This is a genomic window from Roseateles microcysteis, from assembly GCF_036880965.1.
GTDB lineage: Bacteria > Pseudomonadota > Gammaproteobacteria > Burkholderiales > Burkholderiaceae_C > JAUASW01.
The window spans coordinates 294,934-310,671 of sequence record NZ_JBAJMV010000001.1 but is presented as its reverse complement, the minus strand read 5'-3'; the positions used below and the strand labels follow the sequence as shown (position 1 = coordinate 310,671).

Sequence of the window (15,738 nt, the reverse complement as noted above, 5' to 3'; positions counted from 1 at the left end):
GCTTCGGGCTTCGGGGCGCTTCTGCTCAGTGTCCGGCGGCGATCAGTGCGCGCACGCGCTCCAGATCTTCGGGCGTGTCGACGCCTGGCCCCGGCCGCTCGGCGCTGACGTGCACAGCAATGCGCTCACCATGCCAGAGCACGCGCAGTTGCTCGAGCGACTCGATGCGCTCCAGCGGGCTCACAGCGAGCGTCGGGAAGCGGCGCAAAAAGGCGGCGTGATAGGCATAGAGGCCGACATGGCGCATCGCCGAACCTGGCTGTGGCCCGGGTACTTGCTCAGCGTCGCGCCACCAGGGAATCGGCGCGCGCGAGAAGTACAAAGCCGTGCCGCGCGCATCGGTCACCAGCTTGACCACATTCGGGTTCGTGAACTCGGCTGCGTCTTCCAGCGCATGGGCTACGGTGCTCATCACACAGTCGGGGCGCGCCTGCAATTGCGCGGCGCAGGCGTCGATCATGCCGGGCGCGATTAGGGGTTCGTCGCCTTGGACATTGACGACCAGGTCATTGCCATCAAGACCCAGCAGCGCGCAGGCCTCGGCCAGCCGGTCGCTGCCGGACGGGTGATCGGCGCGCGTGGCGACGGCTTCAACGCCGTGCGCTGCGCAGGCTGCCAGCACTTCCGGTGCATCGGTGGCGACGACAACGCGCGCGGCCTTGGACATGGCCGCCCGTTGCGCCACGCGCACGATCATCGGCAAGCCGCCGATGTCAGCCAGCGGCTTGTTGGGCAGGCGCGTGGACGCGAGGCGCGCGGGAATGACGACCGTGAAGCTCATCGCGCGGCGTTGAGTTTTTCCATCTCCACGGCGTCGATGGCGCGGGCTTCGTTTTCCAGCATCACCGGGATGTCGTCGCGCACCGGGAAGGCGAGGCGGTCGGCGTGGCAGATCAATTCGCGTTGGCTGTTGTCGCCGCGATGCAGGGTCAGCGGGCCCTTGCAAAGAGGGCAGACCAGCAGTTCCAGCAATCGGTTATCCATGATTCGAAATTCTCGGCTTGAGGCGTTGCAGCAGGGCTTGCTCGAACGCCGGATCGGGTCGGAAGTCTAGCGCCACCACCCAGACCCGGGTGGCTGAAATGGACTCCGGCCGCAGCTTGACAGCGTCCTTCTCGGTCACGCACACATCGGCAGTGTCTGCCGGCCAGGGCAGGGTGGCGAAGGAGGCATGGTCGGGCAGGGGCAGCTCGTTGATCTGCAGGCCCTGCTCGCGCAGCATCGAGAAGAAGCGCTGGGGCTGCGCCATGCCGGCCGCGGCGAGCATTGGCTTGCCCCGCAATGACTGCAGCGTGGCGACATCGGCCGGCTGCCCTTGCCACCAGTCCTTGAGGCTCACGGCGCCGCTGAGCCTGCGGTGGCCAAGATGGCCTGGCAGCGTGGTGGTCGGCGCAGTGGCGTTGTAGAGCACGAGGGCATCGCCAGGCAGCACGGGGCTCGCAGGCTGGCGCAAAGGGCCGGCGGGCAGCAGGCGGCCATTGCCGATGCCGCGCTCGTCGAACACGAGGACAGACAAGACCCGCGGCAAGCGCAGATGCTGCAAGCCGTCATCGCTGATCAGCACTTGCAACTCGGGATGGAGGGACAGCAGGCCTTCGGCGGCCGCCACGCGATCGCGGCCCACCGCCACGGGCACGCCGCTGCGCAGATGGATCAGGAGCGGCTCATCGCCGACCTCGGTGGCCAGGCTGTCTCGATGAACCATTTGCACGCTCTGCTCATCGCCGCGGCCATAGCCCCGCGAGATCACGCCGGCCCTGATGCCCTCGCGCTTCAGCAGGTCAAGCAGCGCGAGCGTGGTAGGCGTCTTGCCGGCGCCGCCGACGATCCAGTTGCCGACGACGACAACGGGCACCGGCAGGCTGGCCGTCTTTTTTACGCCGAGTCGGTAGAGGACATTGCGCAGCGCGAGCAGCGAGCCGTAGAGCCATGCCAGCGGCCGCAGTGCCAGCGCGAGCAGCCCGCCCTCGCTCCAGGCGCGCTGTACCCGCGCTTCCAGCGTCACTGCGTCGAACCTTGGGTCGCGAAGCTCAGCCGGTTCAGACCAGCGCGGCGCGCCCCATCCATCACATTGATCACCGATTGGTGGGCCGCGGCGGCATCTGCCGAAACAATTACCACGGCATCTTCACTGCCGTTGGCGGCAGCGCGCAAGGCTGCTGCCAGTTGCTCGGGCGTGCGGCCATCCACCAGCTGCTTGTTGATCGCATAGCGGCCATCCGCCGACACCGCGACGATGATCTCGGTGGGCCTGTCTTTCAGCTTCTCTGCGTTCGCTGTCGGCAGGTTGACCTGCAGCTCGGTGAACTTGCTGTAGGTGGTCGACAGCATCAGGAAGATCAGGATCACCAGCAGCACGTCGATGAAGGGGATCAGGTTGATCTCCGGTTCCTCGGCGCGACGATGTCTGAACTTCATGGCTCAGCCCTTGATGTTGCCATTGGCCGCGGGCGGCTGCTGGATCGCAAAGCGCATCAGGTGGCCCAGCATGCGATCGCTCGACTGCTCCAGCTCGAGGATGATTTCCTCGACCTGGCCGCGGAAGTAGCGATAGAACATCAGCGAGGGGATCGCAACGATCAGGCCGAAGGCCGTGTTGTAGAGCGCAATCGAAATGCCATGTGCCAGCTGCGCCGGGTTGCCGCCACTGGGCCCCTGGCTGCCGAAAATCTCGATCATGCCCACCACCGTGCCCAGGAGGCCCAACAGCGGTGCTGCGGTGGCGATGGTGCCCAGCGTGTTCAGGTAGCGTTCCAGCTGGTGGATGGCGCTGCGGCCGGCCAGCTCAAAAACCTGGCGCAGCTTCACCTCGGTGATGCGGGGCTCGACGATGACGGCGCGCAGGCCGCTGGCCAGCACTTCGCCAAGTACCGAGTTGTCGGCCAGCTTCTCGACCACGTCGGCGCTGGGCAGGCTGTGGCTGGTGACGCTGAGCACCTCGTCAAGCAGGCGCGGCGGCGTGACGCGACGGCGGCGCAGGCTGGAGATGCGTTCAATGACCAGGGCCAGGGCCACGATCGAGCACAGCAGAAGCGGGTAAATCGGCCAACCAGCGGCTTGTATGATCGAAAACAAGGGCGTCCCTCCGAGGCTTGCGGTGCGCGTGCCGACCGGTGTCGGCGTTCAGCGGGCGATTATGGGCCCAAGCCGAGGCCAGTTTCGGCCGGGTGAACCCGCCAACAATCCACCGATGCTGTGGATAACTTTGTGGGCAAATTTGCGCGCAACTGTCGCAGAGCACGCAGGAATGCGGCCTGGAACAGATTGCCTCATTCTTGAGCAGGAAAAAGGCCTTGAGATTCAAGCAGTTAACCCCTTGTGACAAACGCGTGACGCCAGCGATGCCCCGCCAGCCCAGCATTGGCGCGGCTGTGGAGTTCTGGACCCGCGCCAGCGTTGGCTTTGCGCATGGTTGAGCCTTTCAAAGCCGCGCCACAGCGTGTGGTCTGGGGTGTCGCCGGCCTGCTTGCAGCGGTGTCCGACAGCTTGCAAGCCCGCTTTTCGGTGGTCACGGTCCAGGGCGAAATCTCCGGCTTCACCCGGGCCGCGAGCGGCCATTGCTACTTCAGCCTGAAGGACGCCGAGGGCAACGCGCTGATGCGTTGCGCCATGTTTCGCCGGGCGGCCGGCATGCTCGGCTTTGCGCCACGGGACGGCCAACTGGTGGAGCTGCGCGGCCGGCTGGCGCTCTATGAACCACGCGGCGAGTTGCAGTTCGTGGCCGAGGCGATGCGCCAGGCCGGTGCCGGCGCCTTGTTCGAGCAATTCCTGCGGCTCAAGGCCCAGCTCGAGGCGGAAGGCCTGTTCGATGTCACTCGCAAGCGCGAGCTGCCGGGTTTCCCGAAGCGACTGGGCGTCATCACGTCCACTGCAGGCGCCGCGCTGCACGATGTGCTCACCGCGCTGGCGCGCCGAGCGCCGCAGGTCGAAATCATCATCTATCCAAGTCCTGTGCAAGGCGCTGAAGCACCGGCAGCGTTGATCAACGCGCTGCGCACGGCGAACGACCGCGCCGAAGTCGATGCCCTGATACTGTGCCGTGGTGGCGGCTCGATGGAAGACCTCTGGGCCTTCAACGACGAGCGGCTGGTTCGCATGGTGGCGGCCTCCGACATTCCGGTCATCTGCGGCGTCGGCCATGAAACCGACATCACGCTGTGTGATCTGGCAGCCGATCTGCGCGCGCCCACACCTACGGCAGCGGCCGAGCTGGCCGCGCCGGAGCGGGAGGCCTGCCTGGACGAGCTGGCCGGTCTGGCGCTGTCGCTCCAGCGTCGCATCCAGCAGCGCCTGGACGCTGCCGCCCAGCGCCTGGATCGCGCCGGCCTGCGCCTGGCCCGGCCCGGCCAGGCCCTGGGCCAGCAGCGCCGGCGCCTGGCCCTGCTGGCGCAGCGCTGGGGCCAGGTCTTGCCCAATCGTCAGCATCTTCAGCAGCAGAAGCTCGAGGCCCTTGACGCCCGCCGTGCGCGTGCCTTGCCTGCTCTATTGCAGGCGCACGACCGGCGACTCGAGGCGCTGAAGGCGCGCCTGGCGGCGCTCGACCCGGCCCGTGTGCTGGCCCGCGGCTATGCCTGGCTGGACGACGGCTCCGGCCGCGCGCTCACCTCGGTCGCGCAATTGCAGCCGGGCCAGAACGTGAAGGCGGTGCTCGCAGACGGCGCAGCGGAGATGGCGGTCATCCGCACAGACAAGAGGGTTTGATGATCGCTGCCTACAATCGGCGCCGACCTGCTCTTCCCACAACATCACAAGGAGTTGATATGGAACATACCCTGCCCGCACTGCCATATGCCAAGGATGCCCTGGCACCTCACTACAGCGCCGAGACGCTGGAGTTCCACCATGGCAAGCATCACAACGCCTACGTGGTGAACCTGAACAACCTGCAAAAGGGCACCGAGTTCGAGAGCAAGACGCTGGAAGAGATCGTCAAGACCTCCAGCGGCGGTATCTACAACAACGCTGCCCAGATCTGGAACCACACGTTCTTCTGGAACTGCATGAAGCCCGCAGGCGGTGGTGCTCCGAGCGGCGCGCTGGCGGATGCCATCAATGCCAAGTGGGGCAGCTTTGACGCCTTCAAGGAAGCCTTCGTGAAGAGCGCCGTCGGCAACTTCGGTTCGGGATGGACCTGGCTGGTGAAGAAGGCCGACGGCACGGTCGACATCGTCAACACCGGCGCCGCCGGTACGCCGCTGACCACGGCTGACAAGGCACTGCTAACCGTCGACGTCTGGGAACACGCCTACTACATCGACTACCGCAACCTGCGCCAGAAGTTCGTCGAGACCTTCCTCTCGAACCTGGTCAACTGGGAATTCGCTCAGGCCAACTTCGCCTGATTGCGCTTGCTCCAAGAAAAAGCCGGCTCAGCGCCGGCTTTTTCCATTGCGTCCGGGCTTACTGCGCCCAGGGCTTGCCGCGCAGCTTGGTGCCGGGCTTGATGCCCTTCTTGGCAAACCAGCCGGTATTCATCTCGAGCGCATAGCGCACCGGCTTGGCCGAGCAATGCGAGTCCAGCGTCTGCGGCTTCATTTCTTCGATGTTGACGATCGTGCCGTCGTCAGCGACGAAGGCGATGGACAGCGGCAGCAGGGTGTTCTTCATCCAGAAGCACTGCGGCTGTGGCTGATCGAAGACAAACAGCATGCCGTTGTTGGCCGGCATCGTGGGGCGGTGCATCAGGCCGATGGCGCGCTGCTCATCAGTCTGCGCCACTTCGGCCTGAATCAGGTGCATGCCGGCGCCCAGCTGGATGCTGGGCAGCTGTTGCGCCCGTTCCTGGGCGCTCGCCAGGGTGGCGCTCAGGCTCAGAATCAGGGCGGCGAAGCTGCGAGTCTTGATATGGATCATGTCGAAGGGCGGATGGTTTCTCTAGATTATGGTCCGAGGCCGCTGTCGCGGTTACGAAGCCATGACTGCTGCCAACACCGCTTTCCCCAGCCAAACCGCCGACGATCCGGACCTGCTCGCGCCCTTCACGCGCTGGGAGGGGACCGAGGCCTTGTCGGCCTTGCAGCTTTCGGGCCTTCATTGCTCGGCCTGCGCCGGCATCATTGAGCGGGCCCTGCTGAATGAGCCTGGCGTGCTGGCCGCGTCGGTGCATGCAGCCGCTGCGCGCCTGAGCCTTCGCTGGCAACCCGGCCAGACGACGCTGGCGCGCCTGGTGGCCGCGATCGAGCGCGCCGGCTACGGCGCCGTGCCTGATGTGGCTGCCCAAGCGCGCATGCTTCGCCAGCGCGAACAGCGCCAGGCGCTGTGGCGGCTGTTCGTGGCCGCTTTCATGATGATGCAGGTGATGATGCTCGCGGCGCCGATCTACTGGGCGGCGCCGGGCGAGATGGCAACCGACCTGGTGCGCCTGCTGCAATGGGGCGAATGGGTGCTCTGCCTGCCGGTGCTGCTGTTCTCGGCGACCCCGTTCTTCAGGGGCGCCTGGCAGCAGATCCGCCAGCGGCAACTGGGCATGGACGTGCCCGTGGCGCTGGGCCTTGCGGTGGCCTTTGTGGCCAGCAGCGGCGCCACCTTCGAGCCCGGAGGTCTGTTCGGGCATGAGGTCTATTTCGATTCCTTGACGATGTTCGTCAGCTTCCTGCTGGCGGGACGCTACCTGGAACTGCGCTGGCGCCATCGGGCTGCGCAAGAGCTGGAGCGCGTTGCGGCCAAGATGCCCGAGATGGTCGAGCGGATCGACAGCGCCGGCCGCAGCGAGCAGGTGCCGCCGAGCCGCCTGCGTGCCGGCGACCTCGTGCGAGTTTGCGCTGGTCAGGCCTTTGCAGCCGATGGTCGCGTTGAGCGCGGCCAGAGCTCGGTGAACGAGGCCTTGCTGAGCGGCGAATCCCTGCCAGTGATGAAGAACCAGGGCGACGCCGTGGTCGCCGGCAGCCTGAACCTCGATGCGCCCTTGCTGATGCGAGTCGAGCGCGTCGGCGCCGACACGCGTATCGAGGCCATCGTGCGGCTGATGCGGGAGGCGCTGAGCCAGAAGCCCGCCAGCGTGGCCCTGGCCGAGCGCGTGGCCGGACCTTTTCTGTGGGGCGTGCTCTTGCTGGCAGCGGGCGCTGCCGCCTGGTGGTCGTACTGGGAGCCTGCGCGGGCGGTGTGGGTGGCTGTGTCGGTGTTGATCGTCACTTGCCCCTGTGCGCTGTCGCTGGCGGCGCCCGCGGCTCGCGTGGCAGCGACAGGTGCTTTGGCCAAGCGAGGCTTGCTCTTGCGTCGCACCGAGCTGCTGGAATCTCTCTGTGAGGTGGACTTGCTGGTGCTGGACAAGACCGGCACCTTGACCGAAGAGCAGCTGCATTTGCGCCAGCATTGGTTGGCGGCTGGCGCCGATGCCGCCTTGCTCGAGCAAGCTGCAGCGCTCGCCGCGCATTCACGCCATCCGCTTTCTCAGGCGCTGGTGCGCGCCTGGCCTGATGCGAGTGCCGACTGGACGGACCTGCAGGAGTTGCCAGGTCACGGCCTGCAGGCCATGGATTCGCAAGGCCGGCAATGGCGGCTCGGCGCGCTCGCCTGGGTGGGCGAGGGCGTTGATCCTTCCGCGGGCCTTGCACAGCTCGCATTCGGCTGCGAGGGCCAGGTCTTGCTCTGGCTGCAGTTCGATGAGCGTGTACGCGAGGGTGCTGCCGAAGCCATTGCTGCCTGGCATGCCGCTGGCCTCGGTACCCTGCTGCTGTCTGGCGATGCGCCCGAGCGTGCCGAGCGCGTGGCTGCAGCGGCTGGCGTGCAGCGCTGCATTGCCGGTGCCAGCCCAGAGCGCAAGTTGGCCGTGGTGGCCGAGTTGCAGGCAGCGGGCCGCAAGGTACTGATGGTGGGCGATGGCATCAATGATGCGCCGGTGCTGGCACGGGCCGACGCCAGCGTGGTGATGGGGCGGGGCGCGCTGCTGGCACGTGCGCAAGCCGATGCCGTGCTGGTCAACGAGCAACTGGCCGTGTTGCCGCGTGCCCGTGCCATGGCGCTGCGCATGCGCAGGGTGGTGAAGCAGAACCTCGCCTGGGCCGCGGCCTACAACCTGGCCTGTGTGCCGCTGGCGCTGAGCGGCTGGCTGCCGCCCTGGGCAGCCGGCCTTGGCATGGCGCTCAGCTCATTGGCAGTGGTAGCGAATGCACTTCGCCTGGCGCGAGGCTGACGATGGAATCGCTCTACATCCTGGTTCCACTGTCGGTGCTTTTGGTGCTGGTACTGGTCGGCTTGTTCGGCTGGGCGCTCAACAGTGGCCAATTGGACGATCTCGAGCGCGAAGGCGAGCGGATTCTGGAGCCGGACTCGCCTGCAGTTGATGCGGATCAACCGGGCAAGTGAGCTGCCGCCAAACAATTCTTCGCATTCAAGCGCATTGACTGAAAAAGGAGTGTGGCGATGGCCCAATCTGCGCCAAGTACGGCGATCAACTATGAGGACGGACCGGTCCGCGCGTTCGCGCTGGCGGCGGTCCTATGGGGTGTGGTGGGGATGCTGGTTGGCGTGATCATCGCCGCCCAGCTCGCCTGGCCCGACTTCCTCGGCGGCATTTCCTGGCTCAGCTACGGCCGCCTGAGGCCGCTGCATACGAACGCGGTGATCTTTGCCTTCGGTGGCTGCGCCTTGTTCGCGACCTCCTACCACGTGGTCCAACGCACTGGCCAGACGCGCCTGTTCGCGCCGGGCCTGGCCTGGTTCACCTTCTGGGCCTGGCAGCTGGTCATCGTTGCGGCTGCAGTTTCGCTGCCGCTCGGCGTCACCAGTGGCAAGGAGTACGCAGAGCTGGAGTGGCCGGTGGACCTGTTGATCACGGTTGCCTGGGTCAGCTATGCCATCGTGTTCTTCGGCACAGTGGGTACGCGCAAGATCCGCCATATCTATGTGGCGAACTGGTTCTTCGGCGCCTTCATCATCGCGGTGGCGCTTCTGCACCTGGTGAACAGCGCGGCACTGCCGGTGAACCTGTTCAAGAGCTACTCGGCCTATGCCGGTGTGCAGGACGCCATGGTGCAGTGGTGGTACGGCCATAACGCCGTGGGCTTCTTCCTGACAGCCGGCTTCCTCGGGATGATGTACTACTACATCCCCAAGCAGGCTGGCCGCCCGGTCTACAGCTATCGCCTGTCCATCGTCCACTTCTGGGCGCTGATCTTCACCTACATGTGGGCGGGCCCGCACCATCTGCACTACACGGCGCTGCCGGACTGGGCGCAGAGCGTGGGCATGGTGTTCTCGCTGGTGCTGCTGGCGCCGAGCTGGGGCGGCATGATCAACGGCATCATGACCCTGAGCGGGGCCTGGCACAAACTGCGTGACGACCCAATCCTGAAGTTCCTGATCGTCTCGCTGTCCTTCTACGGCATGTCGACCTTCGAGGGACCGATGATGTCGATCAAGACGGTCAACGCGCTCAGCCACTACACCGACTGGACGGTGGGCCACGTGCACAGCGGCGCCCTCGGCTGGGTGGGCCTGATCTCGATGGGCTGCCTGTACCACCTGATCCCCCGCATGTACGGTCGCACGGAGATGTTCAGCAAGCGCGCCATCGAGCTGCACTTCTGGATCGCCACCCTGGGCATCGTGCTCTACATCGCCGCGATGTGGATCGCCGGCGTGATGCAGGGCCTGATGTGGCGCGCGGTCAATCCGGACGGCACGCTGGTCTACACCTTCGTCGAAAGCGTCAAGGCGACCTACCCCTTCTATGTCGTGCGCCTCACGGGCGGCCTGCTCTACCTCAGCGGCATGCTGATCATGGGCTGGAACGTCGTGAAGACGATGCAAGCGGGCAAGACCACGCCGGTGCCTGTGCCGGCCGTGCTGGCCCACGCCTGAAGCCACGGAGTCAATAAGCTATGGCAAGCCATAACGTCAAAGGTCACGAGAAGATCGAGACCAGCAATTTCCTGATGATCGTGCTGGTGCTGCTGACGGTCATCGTCGGCGGTGTCGTCGAGATCGTGCCGCTTTTCTTCCAACGCTCCACCACGCAGCCAGTGCCCGGGCTCAAGCCCTACACCGCGCTGCAGGTGGCAGGGCGCGACATCTATGTGCGCGAAGGTTGCTACAACTGCCATTCGCAGATGATCCGCCCCTTCCGCGCCGAGACGCTGCGCTACGGCCACTACTCGCTGGCCGGCGAATTCGTCTACGACCGTCCGTTCCAGTGGGGCAGCAAGCGCACCGGACCCGATCTGCAACGCGTGGGTGGCAAGTACAGCGATGAATGGCATCGCATCCACCTGATCAATCCGCGCGATCTGGTGCCTGAGTCCAACATGCCGGCCTACCCCTGGCTGGCCACACGGCCGGTTGACGACAGCGACATGGGCAAGAAGCTCAGCGTGCTGCGCACTCTCGGTGCGCCCTACAGCGATGCCGAGGTGGCCGGTGCCGCCGAGGCCGTGAAGGGCAAGACCGAACTGGAAGCCGTGATCGCCTACCTGCAGGTGCTGGGCACCTCGGTGAAATAAGCAAGAGAGGTCATCATGGATCTCAACCAAATTCGAAGCGTCGTGACCCTGCTTTCGCTGGCGTGCTTTGGCGCCATCGTGTGGTGGGCTTACCAGCGCGCGCGCAACTTCGATGAAGCCGCCGCACTGCCGTTTGCCGACGAACAGCCGGGCTCGCAAGGAGCAAGCAATGAGTGATTTCGTTTCTGCCAGCTGGTCCTGGTTCGTGGCTGGCGCCACCATCGTGGGTCTGGTGCTGTGCCTGCTGTTGCTGATCATCGCGGCGCGTCGCCGCGTCATGGCCACTGACAACACCACCGGCCATGTCTGGGATGAAGACCTGCGTGAGCTGAACAACCCGCTGCCGCGCTGGTGGATGGGCCTGTTCGTGCTGACGGTGCTGTTCTCCGGCATCTACCTGGCCCTCTATCCCGGCCTCGGCGCAATGGCCGGCAGCCTGGGCTGGAGCAGCCAGGGGCAACATGAGGCGGAGATGGCCAAGGCCAACGAGGCGATGACCAAGGTCTACGCCCAGTTCCAGGGGCAGCCTGCAGAGAAGCTGGCACAGGATCCCAAGGCCATGGGCATTGGCGAGCGCCTGTTCGCCAACAACTGCGCCGGTTGCCATGGCTCGGATGCCAAGGGCAGCAAGGGCTTCCCCAATCTGTCCGATGACGACTGGCTCTATGGCGGCAGCCACGAGACCATCGTCCAGACGATCGCCAAGGGCCGCCAGGGTCAGATGCCGCCGATGGCTGCAGCCGTGGGTGGTGCCGAAGATGTGAAGAACGTCGCCAACTACGTGCTCAGTCTGTCGGGCAGCCCGCACAACTCGATCGCTGCACAATTGGGCAAGACCAAGTTCGGCGCCTGCGCAGCCTGCCATGGCATGGACGGCAAGGGCAACCAGGCCCTCGGCGCGCCCAACCTGACCGACAAGGTCTGGCTGCATGGCTGGGGCGAAGAAGCCGTGGTGCGCATGATCAACGAAGGCAAGACCAACCAGATGCCGGCCCACGAGTCGCGACTGAGTCCTGATCAGATGAACGTGCTCGCAGCCTACGTGTGGTCGCTCTCGCACAACGGGCCCAAGCAGTAAACCCTGATGAATCAGTCCGAAGATTCCAGCGTCCAGGTCATCTCGCTGTACAAGGCCCAGGACAAGATCCATCCGCGCGCAGTTCACGGCTGGTTCGCGGCCTGGCGCTGGGCGCTGGTGTGGGGCACGCAGTTGCTGTTTTACGGGCTGCCCTGGCTGGAGTGGAATGCCCGGCAAGCTGTGCTGTTCGACCTCGGCAGCCGGCGCTTCTACATCTTCGGTCTGGTCCTGTATCCGCAGGACTTCATCTACCTGACAGCGCTGCTGATGATCTCGGCCTACGCGCTGTTCCTGTTCACAGCGGTGGCCGGGCGGCTCTGGTGCGGCTATGCCTGCCCGCAGACGGTCTACACCGAGATCTTCATGTGGGTGGAGAAGCTCTTCGAGGGTGACCGCCAGGCCCGCATCAAGCTCGACAAGGCGCCCTGGAACTTCAACAAGCTCTGGCGCAAGAGCGGCAAGCAGGCTGCATGGATCGTGTTCGGCCTGTGGACCGGTTTCACCTTCGTCGGATACTTCACGCCGATCAAGGTGCTTGCCGCCGAGGTCATGAGCTTCGGCCTGGGGCCCTGGGAGACGTTCTGGGTGCTGTTCTATGGTTTTGCCACCTATGGCAATGCCGGCTACATGCGCGAGCAGGTCTGCAAGTACATGTGCCCGTATGCGCGCTTCCAGAGTGCGATGTTCGACAAGGACACGCTGATCATCAGCTACGACAGCGAGCGCGGCGAGCCGCGTGGTTCGCGCAGCAAGAAGGCGGACCCGACAGCCCAGGGCCTGGGCTCCTGCATCGATTGCACGCTTTGCGTGCAGGTCTGTCCGACCGGCATCGATATTCGCAAGGGCTTGCAATACGAATGCATAGGCTGCGCCGCCTGCATCGACGTCTGCAACGACGTGATGGACAAGATGAGCTACCCGCGGGGGCTGATCCGCTACGACACCGAGAACGGTCTGTCGCAGCACCTGACGAAGCTGCAGCTGATACGGCGCATGTTCCGGCCGCGCGTGATGGTCTATTCGGCCGTGCTCTTGCTGGTCTGCATCGCACTGGTCTACAGCCTGGCCACGCGTGCCCCGGTGCGCATGGACGTGGTACGTGATCGTGCCAGCTTGGCCCGCATCGTCGAAGATGGCCTGGTCGAAAACATCTACCGCGTGCAGTTGATGAATGCCACCGAGCAGCCGCAGATGCTGCAGCTTGATGCACGCGGTCTGCAGGGCCTGAAGCTCGCGGCGCCGGTGAGCCTTACGCTGGCGCCGGCCGAAGCCCGCTGGGTTACGGTAGCGCTGCGCTTGCCGCCAGAGGCCGCCACGGCGGCCGGTGCTGGCGCTCAGCACATAGAGTTCGTCCTGAATGGCGCGGGTGCGGCCCCCCTCGCCGAGAAATCCACCTTCGTGGTGCCACGATGAATACAGAGCAAGGAGTCCCCATGTCCGACGCAATCCATGCAGCCAAGCCCTGGTGGCGCTATCGCTTCATGTGGCTGGTGATTGGCGGCCCTGCCGCCGTGGTGGTGGCGAGCTTTGCCACGCTGACCCTGGCCATCACGCATCCCGATCCGGTGATCGAGCAGGCCTCGCGGCCCTCGGCCGAGGGCATCGACGATGCCGCTCAGCAGCCTGCGATGCGGGCCCGCAACCACGCGGCCACGGGCGGCAAATGAGCACCGAGCCGGTCAGCGGGCGAGGCCTGGCGATGGTCGTGCTGTGGCCGGCCTTTGTGATGGCCGGTGTGCTGGAGGCCCTGGTCTTCGCGCAGGTCGACCCCAGCGAGCTCTGGATCAGCGAGCACCTGAGCCTGTCGAGCCAGGGCGTTTACACGCTGACCTTTCTCGTCCTGTGGCTGGTGATCAGCATTGCATGCGCCATCAGCGTGTTGATGGCCCGCATGCCGGATGAAGAAGAAAAAGGGCGCCGCAGCGCCCCTCACTGGCCCCGCTGAACGTCAGTTCGCGGCGCAGTTCGTGCCGTTGACCAATTGCTGCAAGCCTGCCTGGTCGATGATGCGGATCTGGCGCTGCTTCACTTCCAGCAGGCCGTCGTCCTGGAACTTCGAGAATGTGCGGCTGACGGTCTCGAGCTTGAGCCCGAGGTAGCTGCCGATTTCTTCACGCGTCATGCGCAGCACCAGGCTCGAAGCCGAGAAGCCGCGCGCCTGCAGGCGCTGCGTGAGGTTCAGGAGGAAGGCGGCGAGGCGCTCCTCGGCGCGCATCGACCCCAGCAGCAGCATCACGCCATGGTCGCGCACGATTTCGCGGCTCATGATCTTGTGGAACTGGCGCTGCAATTCATTGAACTCGCGCGACAGTTCTTCCAGGCGGCTGAACGGGATCACGCACACCTGCGAGTCCTCAAGCGCCACGGCGTCGCAGCTGTGGTGGTCGCTGCTGATGCCGTCCAGGCCCAGCAGTTCTCCAGCCATCTGGAAGCCAGTCACCTGGTCGCGGCCGTCTTCCGACGACACGCAGGTCTTGAAGAAGCCGGTGCGCACCGCGAAGATCGACTGGAAGGGGTCGCCGCTGCGGAACAGCGCTTCCCCGCGCGGCACCTGCTTGCGCTGGCCGACCATGTTGTCGATCTGGTCAATGTTTTCCTGGCTCAATCCGACGGGCAAGCAGAGCTCGCGCAGATTGCAGCTGGAGCAGGCGACCTTGAACGGCTCGGGCTTGATAGGGGTGCTGGCGCTCATTGCGGTATCGGTGAACATGATGATCCTCAATCGTTGGCGCATTGTTCTCTGCCGCAAGCGATGAGAGATTGATCCGGATCAAGTCTGAAGGCGGGGAGCTTGGTCACAGTGGCGTTCATGGTCAAGACGCTCACCGAATCCACCGCCGGCATCGATGCCGACCTCCTGCGCCGCTTCGACGTCGCCGGCCCCCGCTACACCTCGTATCCTACCGCCGACCGCTTTGTCGAAGCCTTCGGCAAGACCGAGTACATCCAGGCGCTGGAGCAGCGCAAGGAAATGGTGGGGGGCAGCGCGCCCTTGTCGGTCTACGTGCACATACCGTTCTGCGAATCGGTCTGCTACTACTGCGCCTGCAACAAGGTGATCACCAAGCACCATGAGCGCGCCGGTGAATACCTGGTCGCCTTGCGCAAGGAGATCGAGCTGACGCTGCGCCACCTCGACCGGCAGCCGCAGGTCTCGCAGATGCATTTCGGCGGCGGCTCGCCGACCTTCCTGAGCGATGCCGAGCTCGAGGGCTTGATGGGCGACCTGCGCCAGGCCTTCCGGCTGCAGCCGGGCGCCGAGGTGTCGATCGAGGTCGATCCGCGCACGGTCAATGCCGAGCGTCTGGCCCATCTGCGCAAGATCGGCTTCAACCGCCTGTCCTTCGGTGTGCAGGACTTCGATCCGGACGTGCAGAAGGCCGTGCACCGCGTGCAGAGTCATGACAGCGTGGTTGACCTGATGCGTGAGGCCAGGGCGCTGGGCTTCGAGTCGATCAATGTGGACCTGATCTACGGACTGCCGCTGCAGACGTCCACCTCGTTCGCGCGCACCGTGGCCCAGGTCGCGGCATTGAAGCCGGACCGGATCGCGCTCTACGGCTATGCGCATCTGCCGCAGCGCTTCAAGCCGCAGCGCCGCATCGACGCGGCCGAGCTGCCGCAGGCCGGCGACAAGATCCAGATGCTGGCCGGTGCGATCAGCGGCTTCCTTTCCAATGGCTACAGCTATATCGGCATGGACCACTTCGCGCTGTCCACCGATTCTTTGGCCGTGGCCAAGCGCCAGGGGCGGCTGCATCGCAACTTCCAGGGCTACAGCACGCAACCGGATTGCGACCTGATCGGTCTGGGCGTCTCGAGCATCGGCCGTGTGGGTGCCACCTACAGCCAGAGCGTGAAGACGCTGCCTGAGTATTACGACGCCCTGCGTCATGACGCGCTGCCCACCGCGCGCGGCCTGGCCCTGAATCGCGACGACCTGGTGCGCCGCGCGGTCATCATGGCCTTGATGTGCCAGGGCCGCGTGGAGTTTGAATCCATCGAGCTGGCGCACCTGGTCGACTTCAAGCGCTACTTCGCTGCCGAGCTGGAGAAGCTCCACGCGCTGGCCGAAACGGGCATGGTCGAGATTGAGCCCGGCGCGATCCAGGTGACGGCGCTAGGCTGGTACTTCGTCCGCGCCGTGGCCCTGGTGTTCGACCGCTATCTGCAGGCCGACCAGCAACGCGCGCGCTTCTCGCGAATCATCTGAACGCTGCC

General features: G+C 65.2%; 19 protein-coding genes. 12 read left to right on the top strand and 7 right to left on the bottom strand.

The annotated features are described in order from the left end of the window. Positions 1-25: 25 nt before the first annotated feature. Genes kdsB through V3596_RS01420 form a run of 5 tightly spaced genes read right to left on the bottom strand, consistent with a single transcriptional unit; the run spans position 26 to position 3,075 of the window. On the bottom strand, positions 26-781 hold the full coding sequence (gene kdsB, locus V3596_RS01440; RefSeq protein WP_334275808.1) for a 3-deoxy-manno-octulosonate cytidylyltransferase: 756 nt from the start codon (positions 779-781) through the stop codon (positions 26-28). After that, positions 778-984 carry a Trm112 family protein gene (locus tag V3596_RS01435; protein ID WP_334275807.1) on the bottom strand — a complete coding sequence of 69 codons (207 nt, stop codon included), beginning with the start codon at positions 982-984 and terminating at the stop codon, positions 778-780. Before V3596_RS01435 ends, kdsB begins: the two co-directional genes overlap by 4 nt. Then, entirely contained in the window at positions 977-2,005 is a 1,029-nt protein-coding gene (gene lpxK / locus V3596_RS01430) for a tetraacyldisaccharide 4'-kinase (protein ID WP_334275806.1), read from the bottom strand. The genes V3596_RS01435 and lpxK overlap by 8 nt, the downstream gene beginning before the upstream one ends. Then, a complete protein-coding gene (locus V3596_RS01425) occupies positions 2,002-2,418 on the bottom strand; it encodes an ExbD/TolR family protein (protein WP_334275805.1) in 417 nt (138 codons plus the stop codon). The genes lpxK and V3596_RS01425 overlap by 4 nt, the downstream gene beginning before the upstream one ends. Before the next feature lie 3 nt (positions 2,419-2,421). Further along, entirely contained in the window at positions 2,422-3,075 is a 654-nt protein-coding gene (locus V3596_RS01420) for a MotA/TolQ/ExbB proton channel family protein (RefSeq protein ID WP_334275804.1), read from the bottom strand. Positions 3,076-3,408: 333 nt separating this feature from the next. Here V3596_RS01420 and xseA point away from each other — a divergent pair, with 333 nt between their 5' ends. Next, the gene (gene xseA, locus V3596_RS01415) at positions 3,409-4,701 is read left to right on the top strand and encodes an exodeoxyribonuclease VII large subunit (protein ID WP_334275803.1); all 1,293 of its coding nucleotides are present in this window, start codon (positions 3,409-3,411) and stop codon (positions 4,699-4,701) included. Positions 4,702-4,760: 59 nt separating this feature from the next. Further along, a complete protein-coding gene (locus V3596_RS01410) occupies positions 4,761-5,342 on the top strand; it encodes a superoxide dismutase (RefSeq protein ID WP_334275802.1) in 582 nt (193 codons plus the stop codon). A 58-nt stretch (positions 5,343-5,400) separates the two neighbouring features. On the opposite strand, the gene V3596_RS01405 is transcribed toward V3596_RS01410, so the two are convergent. After that, entirely contained in the window at positions 5,401-5,853 is a 453-nt protein-coding gene (locus V3596_RS01405) for a DUF192 domain-containing protein (RefSeq protein WP_334275801.1), read from the bottom strand. A 61-nt stretch (positions 5,854-5,914) separates the two neighbouring features. Between V3596_RS01405 and V3596_RS01400 the strand changes: the two genes are divergently transcribed. The 9 genes from V3596_RS01400 to V3596_RS01360 are packed head-to-tail and all read left to right on the top strand — an operon-like array spanning position 5,915 to position 13,462. After that, complete coding sequence (locus tag V3596_RS01400) at positions 5,915-8,131, top strand: heavy metal translocating P-type ATPase (protein WP_334275800.1); 2,217 nt, start codon at positions 5,915-5,917, stop codon at positions 8,129-8,131. 2 nt (positions 8,132-8,133) lie between these two features. Continuing rightward, positions 8,134-8,304 (top strand): cbb3-type cytochrome oxidase assembly protein CcoS, encoded by a 171-nt coding sequence (gene ccoS / locus V3596_RS01395; protein ID WP_334275799.1) that lies wholly within the window; start codon positions 8,134-8,136, stop codon positions 8,302-8,304. 57 nt (positions 8,305-8,361) lie between these two features. Beyond that, on the top strand, positions 8,362-9,801 hold the full coding sequence (ccoN, locus tag V3596_RS01390) for a cytochrome-c oxidase, cbb3-type subunit I (RefSeq protein ID WP_334275798.1): 1,440 nt from the start codon (positions 8,362-8,364) through the stop codon (positions 9,799-9,801). Positions 9,802-9,821: 20 nt separating this feature from the next. Further along, positions 9,822-10,439 carry a cytochrome-c oxidase, cbb3-type subunit II gene (gene ccoO / locus V3596_RS01385; RefSeq protein ID WP_334275797.1) on the top strand — a complete coding sequence of 206 codons (618 nt, stop codon included), beginning with the start codon at positions 9,822-9,824 and terminating at the stop codon, positions 10,437-10,439. Positions 10,440-10,454: 15 nt separating this feature from the next. Further along, a complete protein-coding gene (locus V3596_RS01380; RefSeq protein WP_334275796.1) occupies positions 10,455-10,616 on the top strand; it encodes a cbb3-type cytochrome oxidase subunit 3 in 162 nt (53 codons plus the stop codon). After that, positions 10,609-11,517: a cytochrome-c oxidase, cbb3-type subunit III gene (ccoP, locus tag V3596_RS01375; RefSeq protein WP_334275795.1), complete on the top strand. Its 909-nt coding sequence runs from the start codon at positions 10,609-10,611 to the stop codon at positions 11,515-11,517. The genes V3596_RS01380 and ccoP overlap by 8 nt, the downstream gene beginning before the upstream one ends. Before the next feature lie 6 nt (positions 11,518-11,523). Then, entirely contained in the window at positions 11,524-12,930 is a 1,407-nt protein-coding gene (gene ccoG / locus V3596_RS01370; RefSeq protein WP_334275794.1) for a cytochrome c oxidase accessory protein CcoG, read from the top strand. 20 nt (positions 12,931-12,950) lie between these two features. Continuing rightward, positions 12,951-13,184, top strand: a complete 234-nt coding sequence (locus V3596_RS01365; RefSeq protein ID WP_334275792.1) for a hypothetical protein — start codon at positions 12,951-12,953, stop codon at positions 13,182-13,184. Next, positions 13,181-13,462: a hypothetical protein gene (locus V3596_RS01360; protein WP_334275791.1), complete on the top strand. Its 282-nt coding sequence runs from the start codon at positions 13,181-13,183 to the stop codon at positions 13,460-13,462. Before V3596_RS01365 ends, V3596_RS01360 begins: the two co-directional genes overlap by 4 nt. Positions 13,463-13,465: 3 nt before the next feature. On the opposite strand, the gene fnr is transcribed toward V3596_RS01360, so the two are convergent. Then, positions 13,466-14,227: a fumarate/nitrate reduction transcriptional regulator Fnr gene (fnr, locus tag V3596_RS01355; protein WP_334275789.1), complete on the bottom strand. Its 762-nt coding sequence runs from the start codon at positions 14,225-14,227 to the stop codon at positions 13,466-13,468. 99 nt (positions 14,228-14,326) lie between these two features. Between fnr and hemN the strand changes: the two genes are divergently transcribed. Continuing rightward, positions 14,327-15,730: an oxygen-independent coproporphyrinogen III oxidase gene (gene hemN / locus V3596_RS01350; protein ID WP_334275788.1), complete on the top strand. Its 1,404-nt coding sequence runs from the start codon at positions 14,327-14,329 to the stop codon at positions 15,728-15,730. Positions 15,731-15,738 lie beyond the last annotated feature (8 nt).

Excerpts from the sequence above, each read along its gene's own strand:
- hemN (WP_334275788.1), top strand. The coding sequence starts at position 14,327 with ATGGTCAAGACGCTCACCGAATCCACCGCCGGCATCGATGCCGACCTC.
- V3596_RS01410 (WP_334275802.1), top strand. The coding sequence starts at position 4,761 with ATGGAACATACCCTGCCCGCACTGCCATATGCCAAGGATGCCCTGGCA.
- V3596_RS01435 (WP_334275807.1), bottom strand. The coding sequence starts at position 984 with ATGGATAACCGATTGCTGGAACTGCTGGTCTGCCCTCTTTGCAAGGGC.
- V3596_RS01365 (WP_334275792.1), top strand. The coding sequence starts at position 12,951 with ATGTCCGACGCAATCCATGCAGCCAAGCCCTGGTGGCGCTATCGCTTC.
- V3596_RS01380 (WP_334275796.1), top strand. The coding sequence starts at position 10,455 with ATGGATCTCAACCAAATTCGAAGCGTCGTGACCCTGCTTTCGCTGGCG.
- V3596_RS01360 (WP_334275791.1), top strand. The coding sequence starts at position 13,181 with ATGAGCACCGAGCCGGTCAGCGGGCGAGGCCTGGCGATGGTCGTGCTG.
- ccoN (WP_334275798.1), top strand. The coding sequence starts at position 8,362 with ATGGCCCAATCTGCGCCAAGTACGGCGATCAACTATGAGGACGGACCG.
- V3596_RS01405 (WP_334275801.1), bottom strand. The coding sequence starts at position 5,853 with ATGATCCATATCAAGACTCGCAGCTTCGCCGCCCTGATTCTGAGCCTG.
- ccoS (WP_334275799.1), top strand. The coding sequence starts at position 8,134 with ATGGAATCGCTCTACATCCTGGTTCCACTGTCGGTGCTTTTGGTGCTG.
- V3596_RS01425 (WP_334275805.1), bottom strand. The coding sequence starts at position 2,418 with ATGAAGTTCAGACATCGTCGCGCCGAGGAACCGGAGATCAACCTGATC.
- fnr (WP_334275789.1), bottom strand. The coding sequence starts at position 14,227 with ATGTTCACCGATACCGCAATGAGCGCCAGCACCCCTATCAAGCCCGAG.
- ccoO (WP_334275797.1), top strand. The coding sequence starts at position 9,822 with ATGGCAAGCCATAACGTCAAAGGTCACGAGAAGATCGAGACCAGCAAT.
- ccoP (WP_334275795.1), top strand. The coding sequence starts at position 10,609 with ATGAGTGATTTCGTTTCTGCCAGCTGGTCCTGGTTCGTGGCTGGCGCC.
- ccoG (WP_334275794.1), top strand. The coding sequence starts at position 11,524 with ATGAATCAGTCCGAAGATTCCAGCGTCCAGGTCATCTCGCTGTACAAG.
- V3596_RS01400 (WP_334275800.1), top strand. The coding sequence starts at position 5,915 with ATGACTGCTGCCAACACCGCTTTCCCCAGCCAAACCGCCGACGATCCG.
- kdsB (WP_334275808.1), bottom strand. The coding sequence starts at position 781 with ATGAGCTTCACGGTCGTCATTCCCGCGCGCCTCGCGTCCACGCGCCTG.
- xseA (WP_334275803.1), top strand. The coding sequence starts at position 3,409 with ATGGTTGAGCCTTTCAAAGCCGCGCCACAGCGTGTGGTCTGGGGTGTC.